This is a genomic window from Hymenobacter ruricola, assembly GCF_015694525.1.
Taxonomy (GTDB): Bacteria; Bacteroidota; Bacteroidia; order Cytophagales; family Hymenobacteraceae; genus Hymenobacter; species Hymenobacter ruricola.
This window is the reverse complement of sequence record NZ_JADQDM010000003.1, coordinates 418,391-442,538: the sequence shown is the minus strand read 5'-3', so window position 1 is coordinate 442,538 and position 24,148 is coordinate 418,391. Positions and strand designations below refer to the sequence as shown.

The 24,148-nt window shown below is 56.0% G+C and carries 14 protein-coding genes and 2 tRNA genes; 8 read left to right on the top strand and 8 right to left on the bottom strand.

The window, feature by feature from the left end; genetic code table 11:
- Positions 1-4: 4 nt before the first annotated feature.
- Complete coding sequence (locus I2H31_RS09750; RefSeq protein ID WP_230687626.1) at positions 5-874, bottom strand: diacylglycerol/lipid kinase family protein; 870 nt, start codon at positions 872-874, stop codon at positions 5-7.
- Between the two features lie 220 nt (positions 875-1,094).
- A complete protein-coding gene (gene gap / locus I2H31_RS09745; RefSeq protein ID WP_196292830.1) occupies positions 1,095-2,102 on the bottom strand; it encodes a type I glyceraldehyde-3-phosphate dehydrogenase in 1,008 nt (335 codons plus the stop codon).
- Positions 2,103-2,402: 300 nt separating this feature from the next.
- Here gap and I2H31_RS09740 point away from each other — a divergent pair.
- Positions 2,403-2,474, top strand: a tRNA-Glu gene (locus I2H31_RS09740).
- Positions 2,475-2,966: 492 nt separating this feature from the next.
- Positions 2,967-3,037, top strand: a tRNA-Ser gene (locus tag I2H31_RS09735).
- Between the two features lie 155 nt (positions 3,038-3,192).
- On the opposite strand, the gene I2H31_RS09730 is transcribed toward I2H31_RS09735, so the two are convergent.
- On the bottom strand, positions 3,193-4,086 hold the full coding sequence (locus tag I2H31_RS09730) for a DUF4238 domain-containing protein (RefSeq protein ID WP_196292829.1): 894 nt from the start codon (positions 4,084-4,086) through the stop codon (positions 3,193-3,195).
- Positions 4,087-4,344: 258 nt separating this feature from the next.
- Entirely contained in the window at positions 4,345-5,925 is a 1,581-nt protein-coding gene (locus I2H31_RS09725; RefSeq protein ID WP_196292828.1) for a hypothetical protein, read from the bottom strand.
- An 811-nt stretch (positions 5,926-6,736) separates the two neighbouring features.
- On the opposite strand from I2H31_RS09725, the gene I2H31_RS09720 reads away from it, so the two are divergent.
- The 5 genes from I2H31_RS09720 to I2H31_RS09700 all read left to right on the top strand — a co-directional run bounded on the left by I2H31_RS09720 (position 6,737) and on the right by I2H31_RS09700 (position 16,625).
- Positions 6,737-7,141 (top strand): hypothetical protein, encoded by a 405-nt coding sequence (locus tag I2H31_RS09720; RefSeq protein WP_196292827.1) that lies wholly within the window; start codon positions 6,737-6,739, stop codon positions 7,139-7,141.
- 244 nt (positions 7,142-7,385) lie between these two features.
- Positions 7,386-9,338, top strand: coding sequence for a DUF4365 domain-containing protein (locus I2H31_RS09715; protein ID WP_196292826.1), 1,953 nt, complete (start codon positions 7,386-7,388; stop codon positions 9,336-9,338).
- Between the two features lie 365 nt (positions 9,339-9,703).
- Positions 9,704-10,933 carry an MBL fold metallo-hydrolase gene (locus I2H31_RS09710; protein ID WP_196292825.1) on the top strand — a complete coding sequence of 410 codons (1,230 nt, stop codon included), beginning with the start codon at positions 9,704-9,706 and terminating at the stop codon, positions 10,931-10,933.
- A complete protein-coding gene (locus I2H31_RS09705) occupies positions 10,934-16,105 on the top strand; it encodes a serine protease (RefSeq protein ID WP_196292824.1) in 5,172 nt (1,723 codons plus the stop codon). It begins immediately after the preceding gene.
- 265 nt (positions 16,106-16,370) lie between these two features.
- On the top strand, positions 16,371-16,625 hold the full coding sequence (locus I2H31_RS09700; protein WP_196292823.1) for a hypothetical protein: 255 nt from the start codon (positions 16,371-16,373) through the stop codon (positions 16,623-16,625).
- 186 nt (positions 16,626-16,811) lie between these two features.
- On the opposite strand, the gene I2H31_RS09695 is transcribed toward I2H31_RS09700, so the two are convergent.
- The 4 genes from I2H31_RS09695 to I2H31_RS09680 form a co-directional block, all read right to left on the bottom strand.
- On the bottom strand, positions 16,812-18,947 hold the full coding sequence (locus I2H31_RS09695) for a DEAD/DEAH box helicase (RefSeq protein WP_196292822.1): 2,136 nt from the start codon (positions 18,945-18,947) through the stop codon (positions 16,812-16,814).
- A complete protein-coding gene (locus tag I2H31_RS09690; protein ID WP_196292821.1) occupies positions 18,947-20,272 on the bottom strand; it encodes an ATP-binding protein in 1,326 nt (441 codons plus the stop codon). The genes I2H31_RS09695 and I2H31_RS09690 overlap by 1 nt, the downstream gene beginning before the upstream one ends.
- On the bottom strand, positions 20,266-21,810 hold the full coding sequence (locus tag I2H31_RS09685; protein ID WP_196292820.1) for a tellurite resistance TerB C-terminal domain-containing protein: 1,545 nt from the start codon (positions 21,808-21,810) through the stop codon (positions 20,266-20,268). Before I2H31_RS09685 ends, I2H31_RS09690 begins: the two co-directional genes overlap by 7 nt.
- 845 nt (positions 21,811-22,655) lie before the next feature.
- Entirely contained in the window at positions 22,656-22,886 is a 231-nt protein-coding gene (locus I2H31_RS09680; protein WP_196292819.1) for a helix-turn-helix domain-containing protein, read from the bottom strand.
- Positions 22,887-22,997: 111 nt separating this feature from the next.
- Here I2H31_RS09680 and I2H31_RS09675 point away from each other — a divergent pair, with 111 nt between their 5' ends.
- Positions 22,998-23,972 carry a WG repeat-containing protein gene (locus I2H31_RS09675; RefSeq protein WP_196292818.1) on the top strand — a complete coding sequence of 325 codons (975 nt, stop codon included), beginning with the start codon at positions 22,998-23,000 and terminating at the stop codon, positions 23,970-23,972.
- Positions 23,973-24,148 lie beyond the last annotated feature (176 nt).

Below are 24,148 nucleotides of genomic sequence, written 5' to 3'. Positions count from 1 at the left end.
TTAATCAAACGGCCACCGCCAAAGCCAGTGGCATCATTTCTACCGTGAATTCGGTGGCGTGGCCGAGGTAGTCGCCGTCCACGTGGAAGCCAATCGGCGCGTCGGCCGTCACGCGGCCTTCCGCGACCCGAAAATACTCGGCGGCCTTGCTTTGGGGCAGGTTGCCGAGGGCCATGGCCAGGCTCACCCGAAAGGCGCGGCCCACGGGCAGGGCGTCAATCAGGCACACGTCGAGCAGGCCATCGCGCAGGTCGGCGCGCGGGGCGATGTAGGCGTTGTTGCCGTATTGGGAAGCGTTGGCAAAGGCCAGCACGTAGCAGTCGGTGGCTCTTTCCTCACCGTTGAGCACCAAGTGCACCGACGTGGGCCTGTAGCGGCGGTACTCGCTCAGGGTCACGCGCAGGTAAGTGGCCAGCCCGCGCGAGCCGGCCTGGGCAAACACCTGGCTCACGTGCGCGTCAAACCCCAGTCCGGCCGTGCAGAAGAACGGGTGCCCGTTCATCACCCCCACGTCCATGCGGCTGAAGGTGGGCGCGGCCAGCCGGCGCAGGGCGGCGGGCAGGCCCAGCGGCACTTTGAGGTGGCGGGCCAGCCCGTTGCCGGAGCCCTGGGGCACGATGCCCATGGCGGCAGCGGTGCCCAGCAGCCCACGGCCCACTTCGTTCACGGTGCCGTCGCCGCCCACGGCCACCACCACTTCGTAGCCTTCGCCAGCAGCGGCCCGGGCTATTTCCACCGCGTGGCCGGCGTACTCGGTCAGCCGAATCTGGTAGTCCTTTTCCCGCGCCCCAAAATACCGTTCGATGAGAGCGGGCATGTCGAGGCGGCGGCTGGGGCCGGCCATGGGGTTCAGGATGAAGCAGGTTTTGGGCAAAACGGGAGGTGCTGGTTAGTTAATAGGCGGAACTGCTGATTAGCTGGTAATCCGGCTGATGGATGTGGTAACGGAACGGGCCGGCAGTCGTTGCCGGGCAAATGCGCCGGGGCAAAAAATGCCATCGTGGCTACGTATAGAAAAGGCCCGCCACAGGGCAGGCCTTTTCAGTTGCTTCCTTGCCGAAATCAGCACATCAGCGCATCAAATACTCAGCAAATTACCCGTTCATCTGCTCGCCGAGCTTCTGAATGAGGTCGGCGGTGCGGGTGGAGTAGCCGAACTCGTTGTCGTACCAGCCAATGACCTTGGCCAGCGTGCCATTGGCCGAGGTCAGCTCCGAGTCGAAGATGCAGCTGTGGGGGTTGCCCACGATGTCGATGCTCACCAGCGGGTCGGTGGCGTACTCGATGATGCCTTTCAGGGGGCCTTCGGCGGCGGCTTTCAGGGCCTGGTTGATTTCTTCCTTGGTCACCTCGCGCTTCAGAATCACGGTCAGGTCGGTCATCGAGCCGTCCGGCACGGGCACGCGCATGGCCAGGCCGTCGAGCTTGCCCTTCAGCTTGGGCAGCACCAGGCCCACGGCTTTGGCGGCGCCGGTGCTGGTGGGGATGATGCTATAGGCGGCGGCACGGGCGCGGCGTAGGTCCTTGTGGGGGGCGTCCTGCAGGTTTTGGTCCGAAGTGTAGGCGTGCACCGTGGTGATGTAGCCTTTCTCAATGCCGAACGCGTCGTCCAGCACCTTGGCCATGGGGGCCAGGCAGTTGGTGGTGCAGCTGGCGTTGCTCAGGATGGTTTCGGAGCCGGTGAGGATGTCTTCGTTCACGCCGAGCACCACCGTGGGGATGTTGCCGGTGGCGGGGGCCGAAATCACGACTTTCTTGGCTCCGGCGGTGAGGTGCTGGCCGGCGCCGGCTTCGTCCACGAAGCGGCCGGTGGATTCCAATACCACGTCGACGCCCATCGTGCCCCAGGGCAGCAGCTTGGGGTCGCGCTCGGCGAGGGCGGCAATTTTTACCCCGTTCACGGTGAGGCTTTCCTCGTCGTAGCTCACGGTGCCGTCGAAGCGGCCGTGCACGGAGTCGTACTTCAGCAGGTGAGCCAACGTTTTGTTGTCGGTCAGGTCGTTGATGGCAACGATTTCCACGTTGTCGCGGCCCAGCAGCGACTTGAAGGTGAGGCGGCCGATGCGGCCGAAGCCGTTGATGGCGACTTTGATTTTTGCCATTGTGCAAACAAGAAATGTGGGTGGGTGGCCGCTACTGTAGCGGTCGGTTGAAACGCGGGGCGAAGATAGCAGGCGGGTTCGGGTTCGCCAGTCCTGGCGTCGGTTTGGAAAAGTTCGATTCCCCTACGGACTCCTTCGCCCAGCGGATGCAGGTTGATTGCCATTTGTCGGGCCCTGGTTAGCCGTGCAAATCTTTTCGGGTTGAAAAACAGCGCATTTTCGTTGCTGGTACACTTTTTTTCATTCTGTGGCTTGCATTGAATGCCGCGCCCTGTATCTTTGCACCACCAAAACAAAAACGGTCCGTTCGTCTAGGGGTTAGGACAGTAGATTTTCATTCTACCAACAGGGGTTCGATTCCCCTACGGACTACAAACGATGCCCTTCCTGATACCAGGAAGGGCATTTTCGTTTTCCGGGGGACCCTGGAGGGGACCCTAAGGTTTGATTTAGCTCGTAAAGCAGGTTCTTACACGACCACAGAAGAGGCTCTACCTGATATCAGGAAGGGCCTTTTGCTTTTCCGGGGGACCCGGGATGGAACCCGCGGGGTTTAACTGGCGACGGACAGGGTTTGGCGAGAACGGCTCGGTCCTCCGGGTTCAAACGGTATTTCTTATTGCTAAATCTCCCCTCCTCCCCTACAGCCCTCGTTCATTTCAGGACCGAGAAGCTTTTCGCATCAGGCTTTCTTCTGGTGGGAGTTAACACATGATAACATCTAATTAAGCTCTCGTTTACAATATGTAAAATGACTCCCTTGCTGGCCGTCTCGTTAGCATTGGTATGTAATTCTACTTTGCTGCGCTGGATTTTTTGGAACAAACCACGTAACAATCGCCTCGACTCGGGAGTACAAGGGATGCATCGATAGCTCAGCGGATAGAGCGTTCCCCTGCTAAGGGAAAGGTCGTCGGTTCAATTCCGGCTCGGCCTGATACATCGCCCCACTGTGGGCCCATACATATAGAAAAGGCCACCCTAACGGGTGGCCTTTTTGCATCTAACCACGCGGGCCATGGTGCATCAGTTCGTGTCGCTTCATTTTGCCGGGCATGAGCGCTAGCTTGCTTGGCCAACGGATAGGATTCTATTTGATGCAGCGTTCCAACAATTTCTTATTATTAGAAATCAGGAGCTTGTAGCAAGTATGAAAAACACCTCTATTAATGAAATCAATATAATCTAAGGGCGCTTGTTCAAATTTTATATCCATGGTCATTGCGGAAATATGCAATGGCGTCCCTTCCTCAAAAGGTGTAATTTCTAAGCAGTATTTCGGGGATAGAGGGTAGTAGATATATGACCCACCGTTCATCTCCATAACGTGGTGGTAAGGCCTGTCTCTTGCTAAACGCTCAATCATATTTGGGGAAAAGCCAGGGTTGTCATTTGTCCAAAACTCATAGGCTGGAGTGGATTTTAAAATTCGCCAATGCTTGCTAACCAGAGTATCCACAAACAGCTTTAATAGATTTTGCACTTGTACCTCATCCGATAACGCACTCAATTGCACCTTTTTAGCCAGTTTCTTAGCCTTCTCCTTTAGCTCTCTTTCTCTCTCTTCCGTGAGTACGCTGCCGTTCCAGCATTCTTGGGCTTTGTACATAAAATTCGCTATTCTCTCAGGGTTGGCGCGCATAACGGGACTGCGCATTTTAGAGACATAAAGCCAACCCATCAACTTCACGCGAACGGATTCGGAAAGGGATTGCTCCTTCTTTACTTCATTCATTATAATCTCGTAGTTGGGTTCAAAGTCCTCACCCAACATTTCTTCAATCAAATAGGGATTCTTAAGCGAGTTGTCATTATAGTACTTTCTTGATTTGAATACTTTGTCGTTCAGCCCAACGGTCTGTACCTCGGTTCTGTATTTGTTGTGAAAGTCAACTATGCAAACAAGGTTTTGGCCTTCAGCAATGCGCCAGTGCTTCAGATAGGTCCGTGGTATGGTATGCTGCTCATTCTTCTTGCTATTCATAATCTGAACGTTTTTTAGCTAGCGCTCCGGCTTTTCTCGCCACGTGGTTACCACCTGCAGTATCAGGTTGCCCACAGCGCATACTGCGCTGAGTAGGGCTGTCGCCTGCTCGATGGTTAACGAAGACAGAAGTTGTTGCGCAGTTGTTACAGCGTGCATAAGGCAAGGGCCGCCGGGGAAATGCGCCGGTCGACGACACAAAGGGCGGGCTCAGACCTTGCGGGACCTTGCGGCCGCAGCAGTCCGCAAAACTCCGCACTACGGTGCCCTGTCCAGGGATGCCAGCGCCCGGTCCCGGAATTGCTCAGCTTCGCTACCGTTGGTGCCCAAACCGGCCTGCACCGCCCGCTCGCTGACATTGGCACCCCACACCTCGCAGAACGCCCGCCGGATGGCTGCTTTACTGCCACGCACACGGGGCGGTTGGGCCTCGAGCAGCGCGTGAATGACTCCTACCCAGGCACCGGGGCTGGCCGCCGGCACGGCGCGACCATCGTTGGCCACCAAGCCCAGTTCCTGCAGCAGCTCGCGCAGTTGGGGCAATGTATAGTTCAGCAGTAGCGGCGTGAATGAATGAGATAGCACCGGTGCAACGGCAGCAAGATTGCTGAACGAAGCCGGCGTAGTCGATGGGTCCAGCAACTGCAACGCTCGTACGCTGTCCCGATAGTTTGCGCTTTTCTCCATCCAATACTCCGCTTCCCGCCCGTTTTTGTGTTCGCTGGGGTATGCATAGCTTGGGTTGCTGTCCATCAATTCGACAGCCAATCGAACGCCATCCATTTTTTCCTGTTCCGCATAGGCCTTCAACTCTGACTTTTGGTAAGCTGAAAGCTCGTCTGCAAAGGAAGGGTGTTGCAACAGTTTCAAATAGAAATCCCGCAAATCAGTAAGGGGCAGCAAGGGGCTTGTTCGGGAAGGTGCGTGCGACCTCACTAACGTGGCAACCGATGGAGCATTGATTTCGCTTGCATTTACCACAAAATTGCTGGCGGCCTCGGTAGCATCGAGCGCCGCCAAGATGGAAGCAATACGGGCCAGGGTTTCTGTATGCTCCGCTACGTTTGCAGGCCGTTCTTGCTGTTGGGCCATCTCTAGCCGCTCAATTAGGTCTTTCTGCCTCATGAGGAGGCGAGGGCGCTCATTAACGCCCCAAAAAGGCCAGTTTTCAGGCCGAAGCTCCGCTACACGCAGCGTTGCCCGAAACGACGTCAGCAACCCACCGTGGGCATTTAGCATCTGCTGTACATCAGTAGTCAGGTACTGAGCGATGTAGGTGGGCAACCGCTGAACAAAGTCACTCCAGGCGTAAAAACCTTTTGCGCGGTGCTGCTCGAACGCAGCCCGTAGCGTCTGGGCCACATCGTACCGAGGAAGCTGCGCACAAGTCTTCAACAGTGCAGTAAAGTAATTGTGGCTTTCAGCAATCTTGGAAGGTAATAGGGAGACGTCTGGTTCTGCTTCTCCAATCGGCTGGCCGGTTCGTTCTACCATTGCCTTATGGGCATTAGCAGCATCTGTCTGAGCGGCTAAGGCGGATAGTTGTGCACTGTGCAAACGCTGCTCGTGCATCAAATCCATAAGTTTCTTGATATGAGGCGGGTAAAGATGATACTCTTCGGCCTTATCGTCGACAGAAGCTATAGTAGTGAGATGAGTAACTGGCTGCAGAGGTTCTAACTCTACTTTGTACAGCTCACACAGAGCCAAATTCCAAAATTTGATTTCAAGCAAATTGCCAATAGGGAGACCTGCCGCCTTGGCAGGATTCGCTAAATCGTTGGCGAACCGCGCTGCCTTTTCTACATGGTTCGCGAGTGCTTTTTCACAATAGCGCATGAATCCGGCCCGCGTATTTCCTTGCCGATGTACTTCAATTTCTGCTTTTATTCGAGGTAATCCGTCCCTTATACGAGACGGTATTAGGCACTTATCACAAAGGTCCCGCAGTGTTAGCGCGTCTCCTTTTCTGGTACAGTGCGAATATATTTCTGCTTCCCCGGGGTTAGGTGAGGGCTCTGATTCCATCACTTATTCTCTGTAAAAGTTAACGTCAACGACTTGGCCCGTTCGGGCATCTCGTGAAACCGCGCAAATTCCTCGGCCACGCACTGGAGCGTCAGGTTGACTTAGCACTGAAACGACTTGAAAGAGGTATGGCCGGTGAGCAGCAGCATAACCTCGGCACACATGCCTTTGCCCAGGTTCAGCGTGACAAATGTGGGCCGGGCTGTGTGTTTCGATCTCTTGTCCATCTGGATTTACAGCTTTAAGAACAGACGGGCTTTTGCTATCATCTGCAAAACGGATATTGGTCCAACCTGACGCGAGAAATGATTCATAGGCATCAGGATGCCTTCCTTGAAAAGTATCGAATGATGCGTCCATAGTATCGCAAATGGTTGTTTACAAATCTACCGGTTTTTGCATGGTTTGATTATGCTAACATTTCCGGTAAAAACGCATGTTTTCAGGGCCGTGGTGCCAGCTTTCAGGTAGTACGACAACGTAATAAATGGTACCCAAGCGCTACCTCTACGTGCTCTGAGGGGAAGCATTGTTTTGTGAAACCCCTAAAGTAGTATTGAAATAGAATGATGCTAAGCTACTCCCAGTGGGCCTATCTTTCCTGCACCTTTACTCTTACTGAATGGAATCAACAAGCATCATAAGCTTAATCAGCCAGCGGACGGGGGACTCTCTAAGTACCGAGTCACTTCAGGTAGTCCGCGACTTTACGCTGCTCTGGATGTTCTACGAGGGGAGTGTATTCGGAACTCACTATGAGAGTGAGAAGATGAAGGAACTGGTGGAGCGAGGAGAATTGAGCCTGCATGACCTGAACTCTCACTGGGACTATTTCCAGCAGCGGTACCTGAGCAGCCCGCGCATATTCAGTGCCCAGTTCGACCAGCTCACTATTTCCCAGCAGAGCGCCAAGGACAGGGCTCGCTTGGAGCAACTGCTAACCGAGCCCACACCCACGGACGCAGACCGCACGATTGCCGTACCGCACGATTGCCGTGTTGCTTATTGTATTCCGGTTACGCAATAATCTCTTCCACGGCATCAAGCGCGTCGGCTCACTCAACGAGGAGCGCGAGGTTCTGAGCAGGGCCAATCTGGTCTTGGAAGACGTGCTCCAACCCCGAGGCTAACATCTTTCCGCAAAAGTGCCACGTCGGCCGCCGACGCACGCGAATTGATGCCCAGGTTTAGGGTCTGGAAATGAACGCCCCGACGGTCGCTCCACGGACGGGATGGTGTACCTTTCTGGCCCCACCTATACAACCAGTGCCATGGCGAAGCGGCCCATTTCTCATCAATTGGAGGACAAGTCGAGAGGAAGATTTAAAGACATCCTGCCCGACGCATGGATACTGCGTACTCAAACGCCTGACTATGGTTTGGATGAGCAAGTGCAGATTGTGGAGGACGAGCTGGTCACCCCACTGCTGTTTGCCGTTCAACTGAAGGCCACCGAGAAAACGATTAAGAAAAAGACGTTTAAGTTTTCTACGGAGCGTCTACGTGACTACGCTGCGCTGAGCTTCCCCGTGATGATTGCGGTATACGACGCGGCGAAGGACTGCTTTTACTATACCTGGGCACATCATCTGCGACAACGCCTCAATCGTCGCACGGCCGCAGCCTGGCTTGTTCAAGACAGCATTGCGATTCCATTAGATGCTCCGCTCGACGTCCAAGCCATTCCTGCTGTCGTGGCGGAAGTAAGCAGTTTTTACGCTCAGTTACGCAGCGACGGGCAAGCCCTTCCGGTTCCAATTGCTTTTGAGTACGATACGGATAGTGAAGCCGCTTACCAGCAATTCATAGCCAGTTTGGGAGCAATAGGCTATTCCCTGCGTAGCGTTACCCGCTCGCAAGCAAACCTAACCCTAATTTTTTCTAAAGCAGGCCTGGCCCTGTTACATGAAGACTCTAAAATTGAGTTTCCATCACCAGAGGAAAACGAATGGACATCGGCGGCTTTGGCCCTACTAGCGATAGGATTAGCTTGGGTGAGTCGGGCACGGCTGAGTCTTGACTGTTTACAACAACTGGTTGCTACCCACGCGACCTTGCCCGAATCAATTGAGTATGTTTTGAGTAGCACTCCCTTGCTGTCGATTGCTTACGGCAGTGGCCATCGTACCAGCGAGGCCCAGCTGCTGGCCGAAACGCTCCTGGAAATGGGTAACATAGACTTCGGCCTCATACTTGGTTCGTCCTACGTATTCGATGACCGGCACACTCCTCAGCACGTGCTTAAAGCTAGCCGGCTCCTAAAACATGCGCTTGCCTTAACTCCTGAAGACAGCCAACGCGCGACAATGCTATACTCGCTGGCTAACAACTGCCGTAGCCGGGGTGAGTTTCGGGAAGCGCTCAGCTACTATTTTCAAGCGGGGCGGGCGTCTGAAGGGTACCACAGCAAAAACTATTGGTGGGCCGAGGGGGCTGGCTGCCTGTTTAAGTTAGGGAAATACCGGCTTGCTGAACGTTTTTATCGAAAAGCGCTCACGCTTCCCGGGCAAGAGAACGTCTTCAACCAGGTACTGCTAGCTGATACGCTCTTCCACCAAGGGTGCTTCCGACAAGCTGCTCAGCAACTGGAGGATTATATGAACCAGCACCCTCCTACGGCTTTTGCGGTTATCCTTTATCACGTCAGTACCGCCTTAGCTGCCCGGTTTGGCGAGCAACCGCGCGACGCCAATGGAGCTAGACAGCTCTATTTTGCTCCGTGGGGACCAGCCACCTCCGTCGCTGATTTGCCACCGGAGCGGGCCGAGCAAGCGTTACAACTCGACCCTCTTTTTGAACCCGCTTATTTCACCCTCGGCGTGCAGGCGGCGCAACGTGGTGAGAAGCGAGAGGCGGCGTGGCACTTCCTGCTCGCCGCTTTTCTAAACCCGAACGACATTGCAGCGTGGCTCAACTCCTGTACGCTTTTTATTGGTCAAGATGAAGAGGAAAGTGTGTTAAGTTTGGAGACAGCCGTTTTTGCGCGAGCCTATGTTGTGCACGGGCCAGCTCTAGGAACGGAACTCATGAAGTCCGCTACCAACTCCGGTATATCTTCTTCTAAAGCCAAGGAAGGTGCTAAAGCATTGGTGGAATTGGCCCGTAAGTGTGAGGCACTTTATCCCGAGCCTAGTGCAACCTTCTTCCGCATTCCTGATTTGCAACAGCCAGAGGAAAATGGCGGCTTTTGGTTATCTAAGGACTCAATACCTGATATTCTGTAGTTGAACAGCTAGTTGGGGGTGATTTACGCCTCGTAACTAGCACCAAAAAGTCAACTTATTCTACAACTAAAAACAGTTGTAGAATAAGTTGACTTTTTGGTGCTAGTTACGAGCTTAGCTCTTAAGGACGGGAGGAAAGTTTATCCCTATCTATTTTCCGGTCGGTAGATTTTGTCAGTGACAAGGATTCTATGAGCGTGGCTGGCAACTGGGCGAACTTGGGAGTGAACAGGGTCGGTGCTTCGTCGAACAGCACTGGGCTCGGCAAGCAGACCTGCTGGTTTATGCGCATAACGGCTGTAGCCACAATGAGGGAAATGAGCGGAAGATGGTGCTGCTCAAACTAACCATTCTACTTTTAGGCTATGGCTCTACCTATTCAAGTGCATTTGCTACCCGCGCGAAATGGCGACTGCTTGCTAATAAGCGCTGGGCCGGCCCTACACCTCCTCTTGGATACCGGTTTCAAATCCACTTATACAGAATTCCTGAAACCACTACTGCAGTCCTTGGCGGCGGACGGCCAGCAATTGAGTCACTGTATCATCACGCATATTGACGAGGACCACATTGCCGGTGCCGTGGAAGGCCTGTTCCCGGACAATCAAGATGCAGACCAGCCCCAAGTCATTCCCATCAACCAGGTTTGGCACAACAGCTACCGGCATCTGGCATTGCAAACCGGGCCGGTGGCGGAAAATCTGCCGCCTGCGGACCGGGCCATCCTGCGAAGCTTGGTAAGTCGGGGAGCTGCGGTTCTGGCTAGCGGGCAACCACGGTCCCTTAGACCCATCAGTGGTAGCCAGGGGTCGGTGCTGGGAGGGCTATTGCTAAAGTACCACTACGCTTGGAACACGGACGCAGACCGGGGGGCTATTGTGGCTCCGTTGACGGTCCAATTAGCCCCCGAGGTGCGGTGTCAGGTATTATCGCCGGTGGCGGCTGGCCTGCGCCGCCTAGCCGGCAGTTGGGAAAGGGAGCTCACTAAACTGGGATTTACCAGCCAGCTCCGCAGTGGGTCGCTATTTGATGATGCCTATGAATTTTGGCAGCTTGCTGAGAAAACCAATTCAGCTACCATAACTCAGCCCATTGCCGCTTCTACTCATGCCTCGCCGATTCTATATCGGCAAACGCCTTTCAAAGAGGACACCTCGCCAACGAACGGCAGCTCCATTGCTATGCTGCTGGAAGCGGACGGCCGGCGAATACTCCTGCTTGGGGATGCGCACCCCTCCGTCATCCTGCAGGAGCTTCGGCGCCTGTTAGCTGCTGAAGCTTCTCCTTGGTGGTTTGATTGTATCAAGCTGTCCCACCACGGCAGCTTTGCCAATAACAGCCCGGAGCTACTGCAAGCTACTGACTCCGACTGTTACTTGTTTTCTACCAACGGCGGGAAGCACCATCACCCTAACCCCGCCACCCTCGCCTGGATAGTGACCCGGCCCTTGACCCGGCCTGGTCAGCTGCGGAAAATTTGCTGCAACTATCCAACGCCCACCGTTCAACTGTTTGACCGTGTCGACTGGCAGACGCACTATCATTACACCTTATCGATTGCTCCTGATGGGCAGCCGCTAGTAGTTTCCCTATAAATGAACGCTATTCTCTTTCCCGGCCAATTGCAACAAGCCATTGCACAAGTCGTGGCTACCACCGATGACGGCAGCATGGAGCAGGGTACAGGCTTTTTGGTTGCTCCTACCCTACTGCTGACGGCCCAGCACGTCGTGCAGAATGCTGCAGAGGTACTCGTTACTTTTTTGCGACCATCGGGCCCCCACGAAACTCGGGCCACCGTGCAAAAGCTGGGAAGCCCCACCGACGACATTGCAGTATTACACCTGCTGGACCCACCCACGGGCTTAGAACCCCTCCCGCTGAGCACAGCGGTGCCTCGAATCCGGGCCCAGTGGGAAACCCAAGGCTTTCCCCAGACCCATGTCCTCACTGGCCGTCCCTACCAGGGAATCGTGTTGCAGCGAAACGATATAATAGCGTGGCCACTGACATTGAAGGTTGATGGGGCGACTCCCCAAGACGCCCTGATGGGCCTTTCGGGCAGCCCTTTAGTAGTAGAGGGGCAAGTTTGCGGTATTCTGCGGCTTCAGCAAGGGGAAGATGTGGGGGCCATGCTCTTGGCTTCGCTGGTCGGCGATTTAACCGGTCTTGGACTAATACTGCAACCCGCAGTAGCTGAACAGTCCGAAGTCGCAACCGTAGAAGTCGTGCCCAACGAGATGGCTTTACAGGCCCTGGCTGAAACATTTGAAGCTGGCGGGGCGGGGTGGTATGCACTGGTGGGCTCCCCCGGCTCGGGCAAATCCACGCTGGTAGCGGCCCTGAAGCCGGCCCAGGGAGAATCATTCGACGTGTGTGGCCGCTACTACCTAAGCAGGTCCACGGGGGCAGGTGTGCAGGGCATGGCTGCTTCGCGGGAACCGCTGCTGGCATGGCTGAACGACCAAGCCAGTATCCGTTTACAAGGCGAGCCAGCCCCTGCTCCCGACGCAACGGTATCATTCGAGGTTCGGCTCCAGCAATGTTGGGCGCGCCTGCAGGCATTAGCCGGGCACTTTCAGCAGCTGCGCCAAACTGGGGTGTTGGTGCTGGACGGTTTGGACGAAACCATACCAGAACCACTCAGGCAAGAATTCCTGGCGGTGCTGCCCACCGAGCCAATGCCCGGTCTGGCATTTCTGCTAGCGGCCACCAGCCTAGAAGTACTGCCAGCAACCATTCGGGAGCAGATTGACCAAGCCCGGACAATCAACGTTCCTCCGTTGGACCTGGGGCAGTGCGAGGCCTACCTGCAACGCCGACTGCCCGCCTTGTCTGCTGCGCAACTGCACCTGCTGGCGGACCGTTCCGAAGGCCACCCGCTGTACCTACAGTACCTTATCGGGGAAGTTGAAACACAAGGAACACCGACAGAGGAAACAACCGAATGGTTGTCAGCCATTCCCCGTATCGGCGGCAAAATTCAGCGTTATTATGAACGGCTGTGGCCTGAACTGGCCGCGCACCCAGCACGGCTGCATTTAGTATTGACGGCTGCGGCCCTGCGCGCAGCTATCCCACGGGGCGAATTTTACGAACTGGTATCCACTCAGGCACAAGTGGAGTTTGCTTCGGCTTTTCCCCGGGTAGCCCATCTGTTCAAGAGTCCCATACGGGTAGAACTGTACCATGCCTCCTTCGGGCAGTTCCTGCGGGAGCGCGCGGCTGAGCAGCTATGTAGTGTACAAGACCTTATCAGTGCTCGCTTGTCGTTACCACAACAGCTCACTCAGCCGTTTTCCATTGTGCACCGGGTTTACCACTGGGCAGCGTCTTCCACGCCCGAGCGCGCCGTTCATGCCTGTACCCAGCACTGGGCCGACGCGTGTGCCCAGTTGCATGCCGCAGCAGATACCGTACTAGGAGACATTGAGTTGGCTAAGAAATTAGCCGTCGACACCGGCGGAATTGGAGAAGTCGTTCGGCTGCATCTGTTGCACATGCGCATTGCGTATCGTTACAACGAATTAATAGGCTCACACGCAGCTGCGCTAGCGACTGCTGTCTTGGCCCTCGGACAGTTCGAGGCCGCCTTGCGCTACATCCTACGCGGTGACATTCTACAGGTGGACGTGGAAGAAGCGTTGTTCTTTGTCCAGCAATTCTACGAACGCGGAGCAGTAGAGGAAGGCCGGCAACTGCGGGATTATCTGGAGCGCCTGGGTAACCGCCTTGTAAGAGAAGGGGACGTGGAGCAGGGCTTTCCGCTTATAGGGCACAGCAACACCCTTTCTGGGTACGAGGATGCAGACGCTGCCCACCGCGTAATTCGTCAATGCACAAGCTTTCTTGCCAAGTTGCAACAACAGCGGGAGGACGACGACCCAGAAAAAGAGGTCGCCCAGTTCCTGCAGCAAGAAATAAGTAGGTATCAGCTTGCTTTCCGCCTCTGGCATCTCGACAAGCCCATGCCACGGGTGCAAGAAATGGAAAACCAATCGGAGGCTGGTCGACTGTCGCCCACTGCTGCAGGCAACTGGGCTGCTCTGGCGCGCACAGCGCTGCAATTCCGGGAAGTAAAACCAACGGGGCCCGTCCCACCTGCTTTTATCGGTTTAGTCCAGGAAATACTGGTGCTGGTAGAAAAGTATGGCTATCTGGATGAAGACCTAGTTCTACTAACGTCTCTATTGCTTCTGTATTCTCCTGACTCGACTCTCGTGGAGCCACTGGCCAACAAATGCGTCATCCAGCTTCCCGCGACGTCCTTGCGCGCAAAGAACAGAGTTGATGTGGAACCTGATTATGTTCAGGTTTCGCTGTTGCGGAGCCGGTGTCAGGGATACGTTGGTCCCATTGATGAGGCATACCCTGTCATTCAATCTCCCTGGACCAGCGAGTGGAACGTGTACCTGGATTCTGTATTAGCATACCTGGGCTACTTCCATGGCCAGTTGCTGCGCTTGCGGACCGACAACCGAGCTGCCGAGTATTCCATGCTATTGCCCCGCCTGCGTAGCCTGGACAAGTCCTTACGCTTTACCTTGCTAATGCGCAGCCAATGGCAGCGTAGCTATGCCCTGCCCGAGGCAGTGTGGCCATTTGCTTGGGAGACATTAGCCATCATCTATGCGGATTTCTTTCCTGCTGAAATAGATGCTTGGGTGGTTACCCTGCAGCAGCGGACGTCGGAGCAATTGGGACTGTATTCGGAAGGATTCCGGGAAGCCGGCTTCAAAATAGCCCACGCTTGGCGCCGCTACGAATCCTTGCGCATGCCTACGTTTCGAGTGCTAGAATGCCTGCGCACCCACGTACTGGCCGGTGTGCAAAACCGCTGGGAGCGTACTGGAGCACTGCTACGGTTGATGGCGGCTTATGCCACCAACCACAACGAAGAGCGTAGCCAGGCCATTTACTGCGAGATGCTGGCCACTTCCATGGGCCCTTCCTGGTACAAGGAAGCTCAGTTCGCGCTGGCCAACACCGTGGTGCGCCACCTACCAGCAGGCACAGCCCATATACCGGAGTTGGCCGCGATGATTGACTTGGCATCGGCTGAAATGACGTTTCAGCGGTATGTGCGCAGTGAAAAGGCAGCGCTGGTGGGCTCGCTGGTACAAGCAAACCGAATCGACCTAGCTATCCACTATTACCAGTTCGAAACAGTTCCCACATCGGAGGTAGTGCTTGCCAATGCCAACGCCCTGCCACTGGACCAGATAAGACCGGGAGATGGTTATGCATCAGGAGCTCGTGGGCTGTCGGAGCCGGCCGCCTTAGTAGAAATACTGGCCAGCCCCCTGCTGGACCCGCGCCTGAGTTGGATAGCTGGGCAAGTGTTTAGCCGCAACCAAGACATCGAGCGTAATGCTTATGACTACGGTGCGCTGCTGGGCCACACCTTCAACCGGCTAGTTAAAGAGCAGCCCGCCAGTATCCCCCTACTCCTTCCTGCTTGGCATAGCAACATTACCCGGCAGATTAAGCAGGACGAACTCCGGGATTATGTATCTCAATTTGGCAAGGCGCTTACGGCTGAAGCACACGCGCTTCTACAACCTTTGTTGAGTGACCAACCAGAATTGCTGAACCGGATACAGCCGCAGCTGGCTAATGCCGCTGTGCGTTCGGGCTCCGATATTCCCCATGAGGAGGTGCTGCAGAAAGCCGCTAATGAAGCCGAAATGGGGAACGAGCGTCGGGCAGCAAGTCTCTTGGGCACTTACGCAACCGGGGTCTGGCAGACGCAGGGAGGGACCATCTGGATGGCCGAGCGGTTCAGCCTGCTTCTCGGGCAGGTCATGCACCAATTAGTGGCCTATTCCGACACAGCAGCTACCCTGGTACAAGAGCTTCGGCAACCCATCGCAGGCAGCACCGAGTGGGAAGTAGCCGATCAACTCATTGAGTGGACTGCTAAGAAAGTGACCGCAGCAGAACAGGAGGCACTGGCCGGCCTAGTAAAGGAGCATTTCCGCTATCTCACCCAGCCGGCCCCACAGGCTCTGCACAAGTACGATTTTCTCCTCGAAGAACCCGTTACTGCTAGCGCAGACGCGCAAGCAGTTGAATTGCTGGCGTGGCACTTACAGCACCCAGACGATAATTGGCGGCAACAGGCCGGGGCCGCGCTGGTCGACCTGGCAGCTTACTTACCGGAAATAGTCATTCCTGGTTTGCTGGGAGTCGCGCTTCGCCCGGTTTGTACTGGAGCCTGGCATGAGGCCGCGGCGGCCTTGCTGCCCGTCATCGCCCAGACGTATCCGCAACGGTTTGGCGAAATAGTGATGGTGTACCCGGATTTGCTTGAGCAGGTGCAGCAGCTCCGGCATTTTATGATTCAGCATTACATGCTCGAAGCCCTGCAACAGGTTGAAGCCGATGTGCCGGCGGCAAGTGAGTTGCATCGTGCCATCTGGGCAACGATACCTCTTACTGTCGGAAAGTTGAGTGAAATCGCGCTGGTAGAAGAGGCCCACCTCGAGGGCATTCAAGTAGAATTAGAAGAACTCAATTACGTGAGTCGACTAAATGGTGCCTTTTGTCAGGAGTTAGCCCGTTTGGTTGCTATTTACAGCCAGCCCTTGTCAACCGCCGAGCAGATACGTGCTGATAGCTACGTAACGCGTAGTTTCGAAAATACATCGACATACCTGCCACCCTTTGCCGCAAAAGTGAGATACGCCCTGAATCAAGCTATCATGAGCCGGGCCGACCAGGAGGGATGGAGCGAGTTGCAGGAAATCATAGCTTATCACTTCTAACCGCGTTTATGCAGTCTAAACTCCCGCAGGGCCGTATCACTCGCGCAAATTTTGAGCGAGAGCTTCACCTAATAGCAGAGCAATTGCAGCAGGGGCGTCTAAAATTCAGTCAACATTCCATGCTGAACAGTATTCGAGCCATTAGATTGGTGCCAAACCGACGTATTAACTTAAACACTGTTGGCAGTAGTACGCGCGCCCTGTCTCTAGCGATGATGGCCTTCGCGGAGCGCGGTGAAGAGGATTCGACTGAACCGTCCACTTTATGAGCTTGCTAACCCCTAAGAACCGCCAGGAAATGGAACGCCACGTGGGCTATATGCTAGAGCATGCTTATGGCCACATAGAGCGAAAGACAGAATACGCGCTTGCACTAGTTTATCCTCATCTTCAAAAGTTAAGGCATTTACCCAACCGACGTCTGAACGTGGAGACGGTCAATGACTCGTTGCGCTTAATGGCCAATATGGAGGCCACCTTCCACTCGGGAGCCGATGGGGCAGATGAGATGCAGCTGTAATAATGAGCATGTTGTCATCTATCAGCTTTAAAACAAGAATACCAACTACACAGCCGTCCTTTCACAAGGCAAGCAAAAACAACCGTTTTATGAACGGCTCAGCTATCCATAAAAAGGCCCCGGAAACATATGTTGTCGGGGTACTATTCAACAAAGTTTTTCGAATGCCTAATTCTTGCTAAATAGTTATTCGGCACAGGCGAGGACCACTTGCATCGTTTCTAAGAATTGCTTCGCTCCGTCAAAGTCGTAATAGCGCTCCTGCAAAATGGCGCATTGAAAGGGCCTCGGCAGGTGCCTACCCCATTTGGTGAAGTCGAGCAGGCTATCGTCCGTGTCCAACGCCTGGGTGAGCAGTAGCTCCACATCATCCAGGTAGAGGCGTAATTGCTCAAACAAAGCGGGCAGCAAATCAGGAGAAGTAGAAAGGGTGAAGCTGCTTTGCCCTTCATTGTGCTCAAACGGCACTTCTAGGGCACCCAACAAAAATTCCAAGCTCCGGCTGACCCTGGTACCAGTAAAGGTGTACAGCACCAATTTCTGCTCTTTTTGAAGCACGGGACGTTGACGCCCCACCTCCGTTAGGGGATAGATTGCGAATTCCCTGCGCAGCTCCCGAAGCGCCTCTTCACTAGCCGCATCCAATTCGGGGAAATGGCTGTCCTCAAAGAGCAGCTGCAGCATCTTCGCCCGAATGGCCGGGTCGACCACTCCCCCACCCCCGAAGAACAACGGCGGCTTGCCGTCCTGGGCGGGTATTACCTCTATTTTTTTCGCAGCTAAGTCTACGTACTTGATTTTCCAAATGCGGGCGGCGAGCAACAGATTCTCGTCCTCGCGCACCTGTGGTGTCAGCGGAATTTCGCCGATGGTCTTGCCAGCATGCGCGACCTTGAAGGCCGGCTCGGTTTTGAACACGCTGTAGAAATTGTGGGAGTTTACCACATACTCGCCCTCCACCCCGATAATCAATTCCCGCTGCACTTCCTCCAGCCAATCGACCCGGACCAGCTCGGCCAGGATGGCGCGGATTTCGGCGGGCTCGACCGCCGCGAAGGCCGTGTTGCGGTGCAGGCGTTCCACCAGCTGTTCGGAGGTGCACCCGGAAAGCTCTTTGGTGATGGACAAGGCCTGGTGCAGCACGAGGTCGTAGGGACGGCGGGCGGTGCGTACGGGCTCGATGAACCCTTCCTGGTACAAGAGCCAGCATGCCAGCGACTGCAGCAGGCTCCAGGGCGAGGTGGCGTAGAGTAGCAGTTGGCTAGCCTCACCTCCGCGCCGGCCGCTGCGCCCCACCCGCTGGATGAGCGAGGCGATGGAATGGGCGGCGTCGACCTGCACCACCTTGTCCACCGAGCCGATGTCGATGCCCAGCTCCAGGGTGGAAGTGCAAGCGATGCAGAACGGGTGCCGGTCCGTGCCCTTGGCAAACGCTTCCACGTACTCGCGCACTTCCTTGTCGACCGAGGAATGGTGGGAGAAGTAGTAGGCGTGCCCCCCGACCCGGTCGGAGATTTTGCGGAGCTTGACGGCGATTTCCTCGGCCCGCCCCCGGCTGTTAGGGAAGACGAGGACCTTGCTCGTGCTCGTTTGCTTGTACAGGTCCTTGAGCAGGGCCAGTGGCAAGCCCGTTTCGTCTTCGTCCGAGAAGTAGTGAAACGCGGTGTGCATTTCCTTGCCCGTGCGGTCGAGCAGCACCTTGGTGCGGGCCTCGTCGCCGGTGAAGCGCTTGGCCTCGGCGTAGTCGCCGATGGTGGCCGAGAGCCCCACCACGCTAAAACCGGGCGGGTTCACGTCGGCCAGGCGCGAGAGCAAGGACTTCAGGTGGATGCCGCGGTCGGTGCCCAGGAAGGAGTGGATTTCGTCGATGACGACGTACTGCAGGTTATCGAACAGGGCCTTTATGCTGTAAGGAGCATTCGTGAACATGGCCTCCAGCGACTCGGGCGTGATGAGCACGATGCCCTGGGGCACCTGCACCAACTTTTTCTTTTCGGCGCGACTGGCCTCCCCGTGCCACTTGGTCACCTGCACGTCCAAGTACTGGCAGAGCTGCTCGATCCGCTGGAATTGGTCGTTGATGAGGGCGATGAGTGGGGAGACGTAGAGTACCCGCACGCCAGGCTGCCGGAAGTCGACCTTTGAGAGAATGGGCAGGAAGGCCGCCTCGGTTTTACCGGACGCGGTGCGCGAGGCCAGGATGAAGTGATCATCCGAGGCCAGGATGTGCTGAATGGCTGCCGCTTGGATGGGGCGTAGCGCGTCCCAGCGCTGGTCACGCACGTACCGGCGGATGGGCTCGGCGAGCAGGTCGAAGGACATTAGAGCACTTCGATGCTGTCCACCAAGCTATCGACCGCCGACTCGTTGGGGCGCTCGTCGCGGATTTCGATGTCGCCGAAGAGCTTTTGCTTGTCCAGGCTCGGGTTCTGGCGAAGCAGGCTCAAGATATTGAGAAAGTCGCGGATGACTTCGCGAGGCGTGAGAAATTCGCTCGCGCCAGGCTTGTTGAACATCTCCTCCATGAAAGCCTGGATGTCGGCTGCAGTCACGTCGAGCAGGGTCTTGTAGTTGAAGTCGAAGATTTCCTTCAGCTTCTGCAGCAGCACGAACACTTCGTTGTGGGTCAGCGGCAGCAGGCGGATGACCGGTTGGGCGAAGTCGCGCCGGCCGGCCGTTTCGAACTTGTTGGTTTCAAGGCGGGACTTCAGCGCTTGGTAGCTGAACAGGCCCCGGCGCTCGTTTTCGAGCACCTCGCGGGTACCGGCGAAGTTGAGGAAGAAGTTGCTGACCTTGCCCTGGAAACAGTCGTTGTAAATGGTTAGTATCTTCTCGTAGTTCTTCTCCCGCATCACGGCGGTGGAGATTTTGTAAAGGTTGATGGCCTCGTCGAGGTTAATCATGAACCCGCTGTAGCCCATGCTCACGAACAACCGGCAGAAGTTCTTGAGCATGTCGTAGTAGTTCAGGTCGTTGATGATTTCCCGCACGCCCAGGTCCTGGCGGGCCTCGGTCTTGGTGCGGTACTCCCCTTTCAGCCACTTCAGGGCGTTGCGCCGCAGCAAGTCGTTGTCCGTCACGTAGCCCTCGTAGTACTTGAGCACCACCATGCCAAAGTCGAAACCGCCCACGTCGGTCAACTCCTGAATGGTCTGCATGATGCTGGCCTGAATCCGGGGCAGGTGCTGCGGCTCGCGGATGTCACCCAACGCAATGCCCTGCTCCTGGGCCGTCTTGGTGATGACCTGCTCAATCCATTTCTCCAGCAGCGTGGCCAAGGCCCCGCCCTCGGGCTTGGTCTGGATGGCGATGTTGTCCATAATGGACGAATACAGGGCCACGCCCTTGCCGTCGTTGGCGTAGAGGCGATTGTCGGGGGTAAAGTCGGCGTTGGCCACCACGAACTTCTGCTTCAGGGCCACGGTGTTGAGCAGGTGCAGCATGAAGGACTTGCCCGAGCCGAAGTCGCCAATCCAGAACTTGACCATGCTGTGGCCGTTCTTCACGTCGTCGAGGGCCTTGACGAAAGCTTCAATCTCGGGCGAACGGCCCACCGTGATGTGCTGCACGCCCACCTTGGGCACGACCCCGCCGAGCAGGGAATTGACGATGGCCGTGGCTTCTTTGGGCTTGATGTTCTCTAACATGGGGTAGCCAGTTGCTGGTAGTAGGATTCGTAAATGGTGTAAGTGTCGCCGTCTTCTTCAATCAGCACGTCATCCAGGCGCTCGTAGCATTGCTCGTTAATGCTGTCGATTAGCTGGTTACGCAAGGCCCCATGCTGCCGGGCGAAGGCTTCCACTTCCGCCTGCGGTAGCGTTAATGCCTGCTCTGCAAAGCGGGCCAGGAGTGCTTCCTGCGTGGCAGTCAGGCCCCAGGCCGCCAACGCGCTGCTGGTCGAAGTGAACACGGAGACGGCGGGCGCCGCTGTCGCCACTGCCAGTTGAATTTCTTCTTCCGGCTCGCTGGCCGCAAGCGTTTGGGTTTGGGAGGCAGACGGAACCGGCATTTCGGGTAGCTCCGGTTCGTCTTGCAAGTATTCGTTGAGCAACTCCACGGTACCGGCGTGCTGGTGCTGCACAGCCTGAATAGCCCCCAGGTCGAGCTCAATTTTTCGTCGCTGACGGGCATACACCGTCGGCACTTGGCTCAGGGCCTGCGGCAGGTCTTTGTCGCTGACCAGTTGGCTCACCAATGCTTCAAAGCGCTGCAGGTGCTCGGGCTGCGGGAACAGGCTTTTCTGGATGGTCTTGGCCAGGGCCTTGTTGTTGACGGTGACCGAGCGCAGGTCGTGGTACACGTACTGGAGGTAGAAGCGTAAAGCTTCTTCCCGGTCGTACTTAGCCATGAATTTGGAAGCCTCGAAGAAGATGTGCTCGATGGCCGGGTTGCGGGCGTTCCGCTCCCCCAGCCGGTTCACTCCCTCCACAAATTCCCGCGTGGTAGTCGCAGTGAGCTGTACCGCCAAGTGGTCGAGTTGCTGCTTCCACCGGGCGATGTTCTGCAAGTTCAACTCTCGGTCAGTGGCCTCATCGGGTGCGGCAATGGTTGCGACCAGGCCGGACAGGATGGCCGCCAAGGGCGCACCAACCTGCTGTTCTAACGTCAACGCCACGGTTTCGTCGAGGCCCGAGAACTCGGCCGCGAGTTTGCGCTTGTTCCCGTAGACCTCGCGCACCACGTTTTCGCAGCGCCGGAAAATCATAGAGTAAATCGTGGCTTCGGTTTGTTCGCGCAGGCACCGGTCGTCGTACTCGCTCCAGCCGTAGGGGTTAGGTGCCGCTCGGCGCAGCTGGCTGCTTTCTTGCTGGCTCTGCGCCACAAGTTGCGCGAGCGATGCCCCGTTGCGCTTCAACTCTGCTTCCAGGGCTGGCATCGCTTGGAGATAGAGTTGAATGGTCGCAACGCAGCAGCCCTTCAGGGCAATGAAGACGTTATGCGGCGGCCAGAACTTATCCAGCCACTCCACCTGCTGCGTGGTCAACCCCAGTTTTTTGCGGTACTGCTTGCCCAGCTTCGGCATGTCGTAGCCGTAGTCGGGTGGTATGTAGCTGGTCGCGGGCGTGGTTGAGCGCACCGGCTTCGTCACGGAAACCGACACCTGAAAGCGCAAGGGCACTTCCTGGCCCGTAACGTCAATAATGGTTGAATCGGACGTGTGGGCAGCCCGTGCAGAAGTGGACATAGCCGCTGGAGGGGAAGGTCTAGAAGGAGCGGTCGGCGTTTTAGTAGCGGTTACGGCTGGTCGGACGGCGGTAGCCGGCGGCGCGGGAGCGGGCGCAATACCTCCTGCGCGCTTTTTCGGGCCGACAAACCACGTCGTGAGAAGGGCCACCGGCCACAGAAAGAGGGCAAAAAGCCCCCACCCCAGCATCGAGCGCCCGCGCTGGTGGGCTCGCACAAGACAAATAATTATGGTGCCGAAAAAGGCAACGACAAGCGCATCGGAAGACATCAGCGGAAGGGTAGTGCAAAAGGAGTCCCAAGCTACGCCTGACAGCAGTATTCATTAGCATAAATAGCTGATGATTGGCAAAATTATTCCCGCCATTTCCCGGCGGTTATTTCGAGAATCGCTTTCCATGTCGCTCTTCACTATTGGCCCACAAGCTGCTGGCGGCAGTTAAGGTCGCGCTATAAGGGCCGAACCCGGATGAACATAGCCCGTTATAAAGACAAAAGGCTGCCGAACAGCGCAATGCTATTCGGCAGCCAGTCAGGAAGTCTGAACGCATTTAGTGAGAGGTGGTTACTTCTGCACTTGGGCAATTTCCTGCATGAGTCAAATCTGTATCTTGAGAAACTAGGCGGTCTGTTGCAGCGTGACTAGGTTCGCTGCTGCCTGAAGCCGCTGCCCCACGTTTTGGGCTTTCAAGTAGACTTCGGGGTATTAGGCCGCGGCCGTCATGTCGCTTGCCCCGGAATTTTTCATCAACTGGGCCCGACTGGTGAATCTAGCTCGCGTAATCAGCGATGGGTACTGTTGGAGAATACTTAATCCGGTTGAAAGCAGCCGTCTGTTAGACCATGCTATTTAAGCGGCTGCGTGAAGTCCATTAATTCCCGGGGAGAAATTTCCAGCGCGTGGGCTAAGGACAGAAACACGTCGAGCGAGGCGGCGAGCTGGGCCTTTTCGATGCGGTAGACAGTCATACGGGACACGTCAGCCGACTGCGCCAGCACCTCCCGGCTCCAACCGCGAGCTTCTCTGAGCCGCTGCAAGTGGGCCCCAAACGCCCGGATGCCAGCCTCGTTTTTCACGGCGGCAAGCTGAGCCAGGAAAAATTGCCGTTTGTAACGTATTTGGTACAGAAGTATCCGAATGATTTTCTTTGTGGGTTCAAGAATTCACCTCAATTTTTCCCAACCCCAATGAAATCATTGCTACTCCTCTCGCTTGCGTTCGCCCTGTCGGCCAACGCAAGCGCCCAAAAACTGGAACCCGCCCTCATCCAGACGATGGGCGGGGAAAAAATCGGCTACAAAAACCCCGCCGGCCAAGTCGTCATCAAGCCCCGGTTTGAGGAGGCCAACGTATTCCTCAACGGCTACGCCACTGTGAGCATCGGCGGCCGCTGGGGCATAATTGACTCGACCGGCCGCGAAATTCTGCCCTTGAAGTACCGCGACCTGGACTACTTCGCCGAAGGCTTGGCCGGGGCCAGTATGGATGGCAAGAAGTTTGGGTTTGTCAATACAGCCGGCACCGTCGTAATACCCTTCTCTTTTGACGGCGTTGGAGGATTCAGCGAAGGCCGGGCTACCGCCATCTTAGGCCGCAAGTGCGCGCTCATCAATAAGAAAGGAACCCTACTTACGCCCTACAAATATCAGGGCATCGAACCCATGCAGGGCGGCATTGCCCGCGTCTGCCTCCGAAACGACAGCCCCGATGGGGTAGAGCATAGCAACTTCTGGGGCTTTATCGACGCTAACGGCCGCGAAATCTCAAAGCTTAATTGCTACGGTCACGATTCGAAAAACATCGGCAACGGCTTCGCCATCGCCTGCGTTAAATTGCCTGAGGCGCAGCGTACGCAGTACACGGATTACGCTTCGGCCCTGTTGGACAAAACCGGCCGCGTCGTGATTCCTTTCTCGGCGGGGTACAACTTCGATTCCTGGACGGCCAAGTATCTCCAAGTACAGAAAGGCTTCCCGCACGGGGTGGTGGACTACACCGGCAAGGTCGTGTTGGCGCCCAACTTCTGGCAGATCACCGACTTCGTGTATGGCAAGGACGGCAAATCGTTGGCGAAAGCCTTCACGTCGGAACGGGACTTTTTCTACGTCAACCGCGAATACCGGTGCGAGGAATACGACCGGGTAAAGTGCCCCGAATACTAGAACAAGACATACCGGTACTCTAATACACAACGGCTAGCGGATGAACTTCCGCTAGCCGTCGTTTTTAAAACAATGGCAGCGATTTATTGCCGCTCAATGACCTGCGTCCGCGGTTAACCTCTTTCGCTACTGCGACGAGGAAAGGCCATCGCAAGCTTGCTCATGCGCTTTCCGGA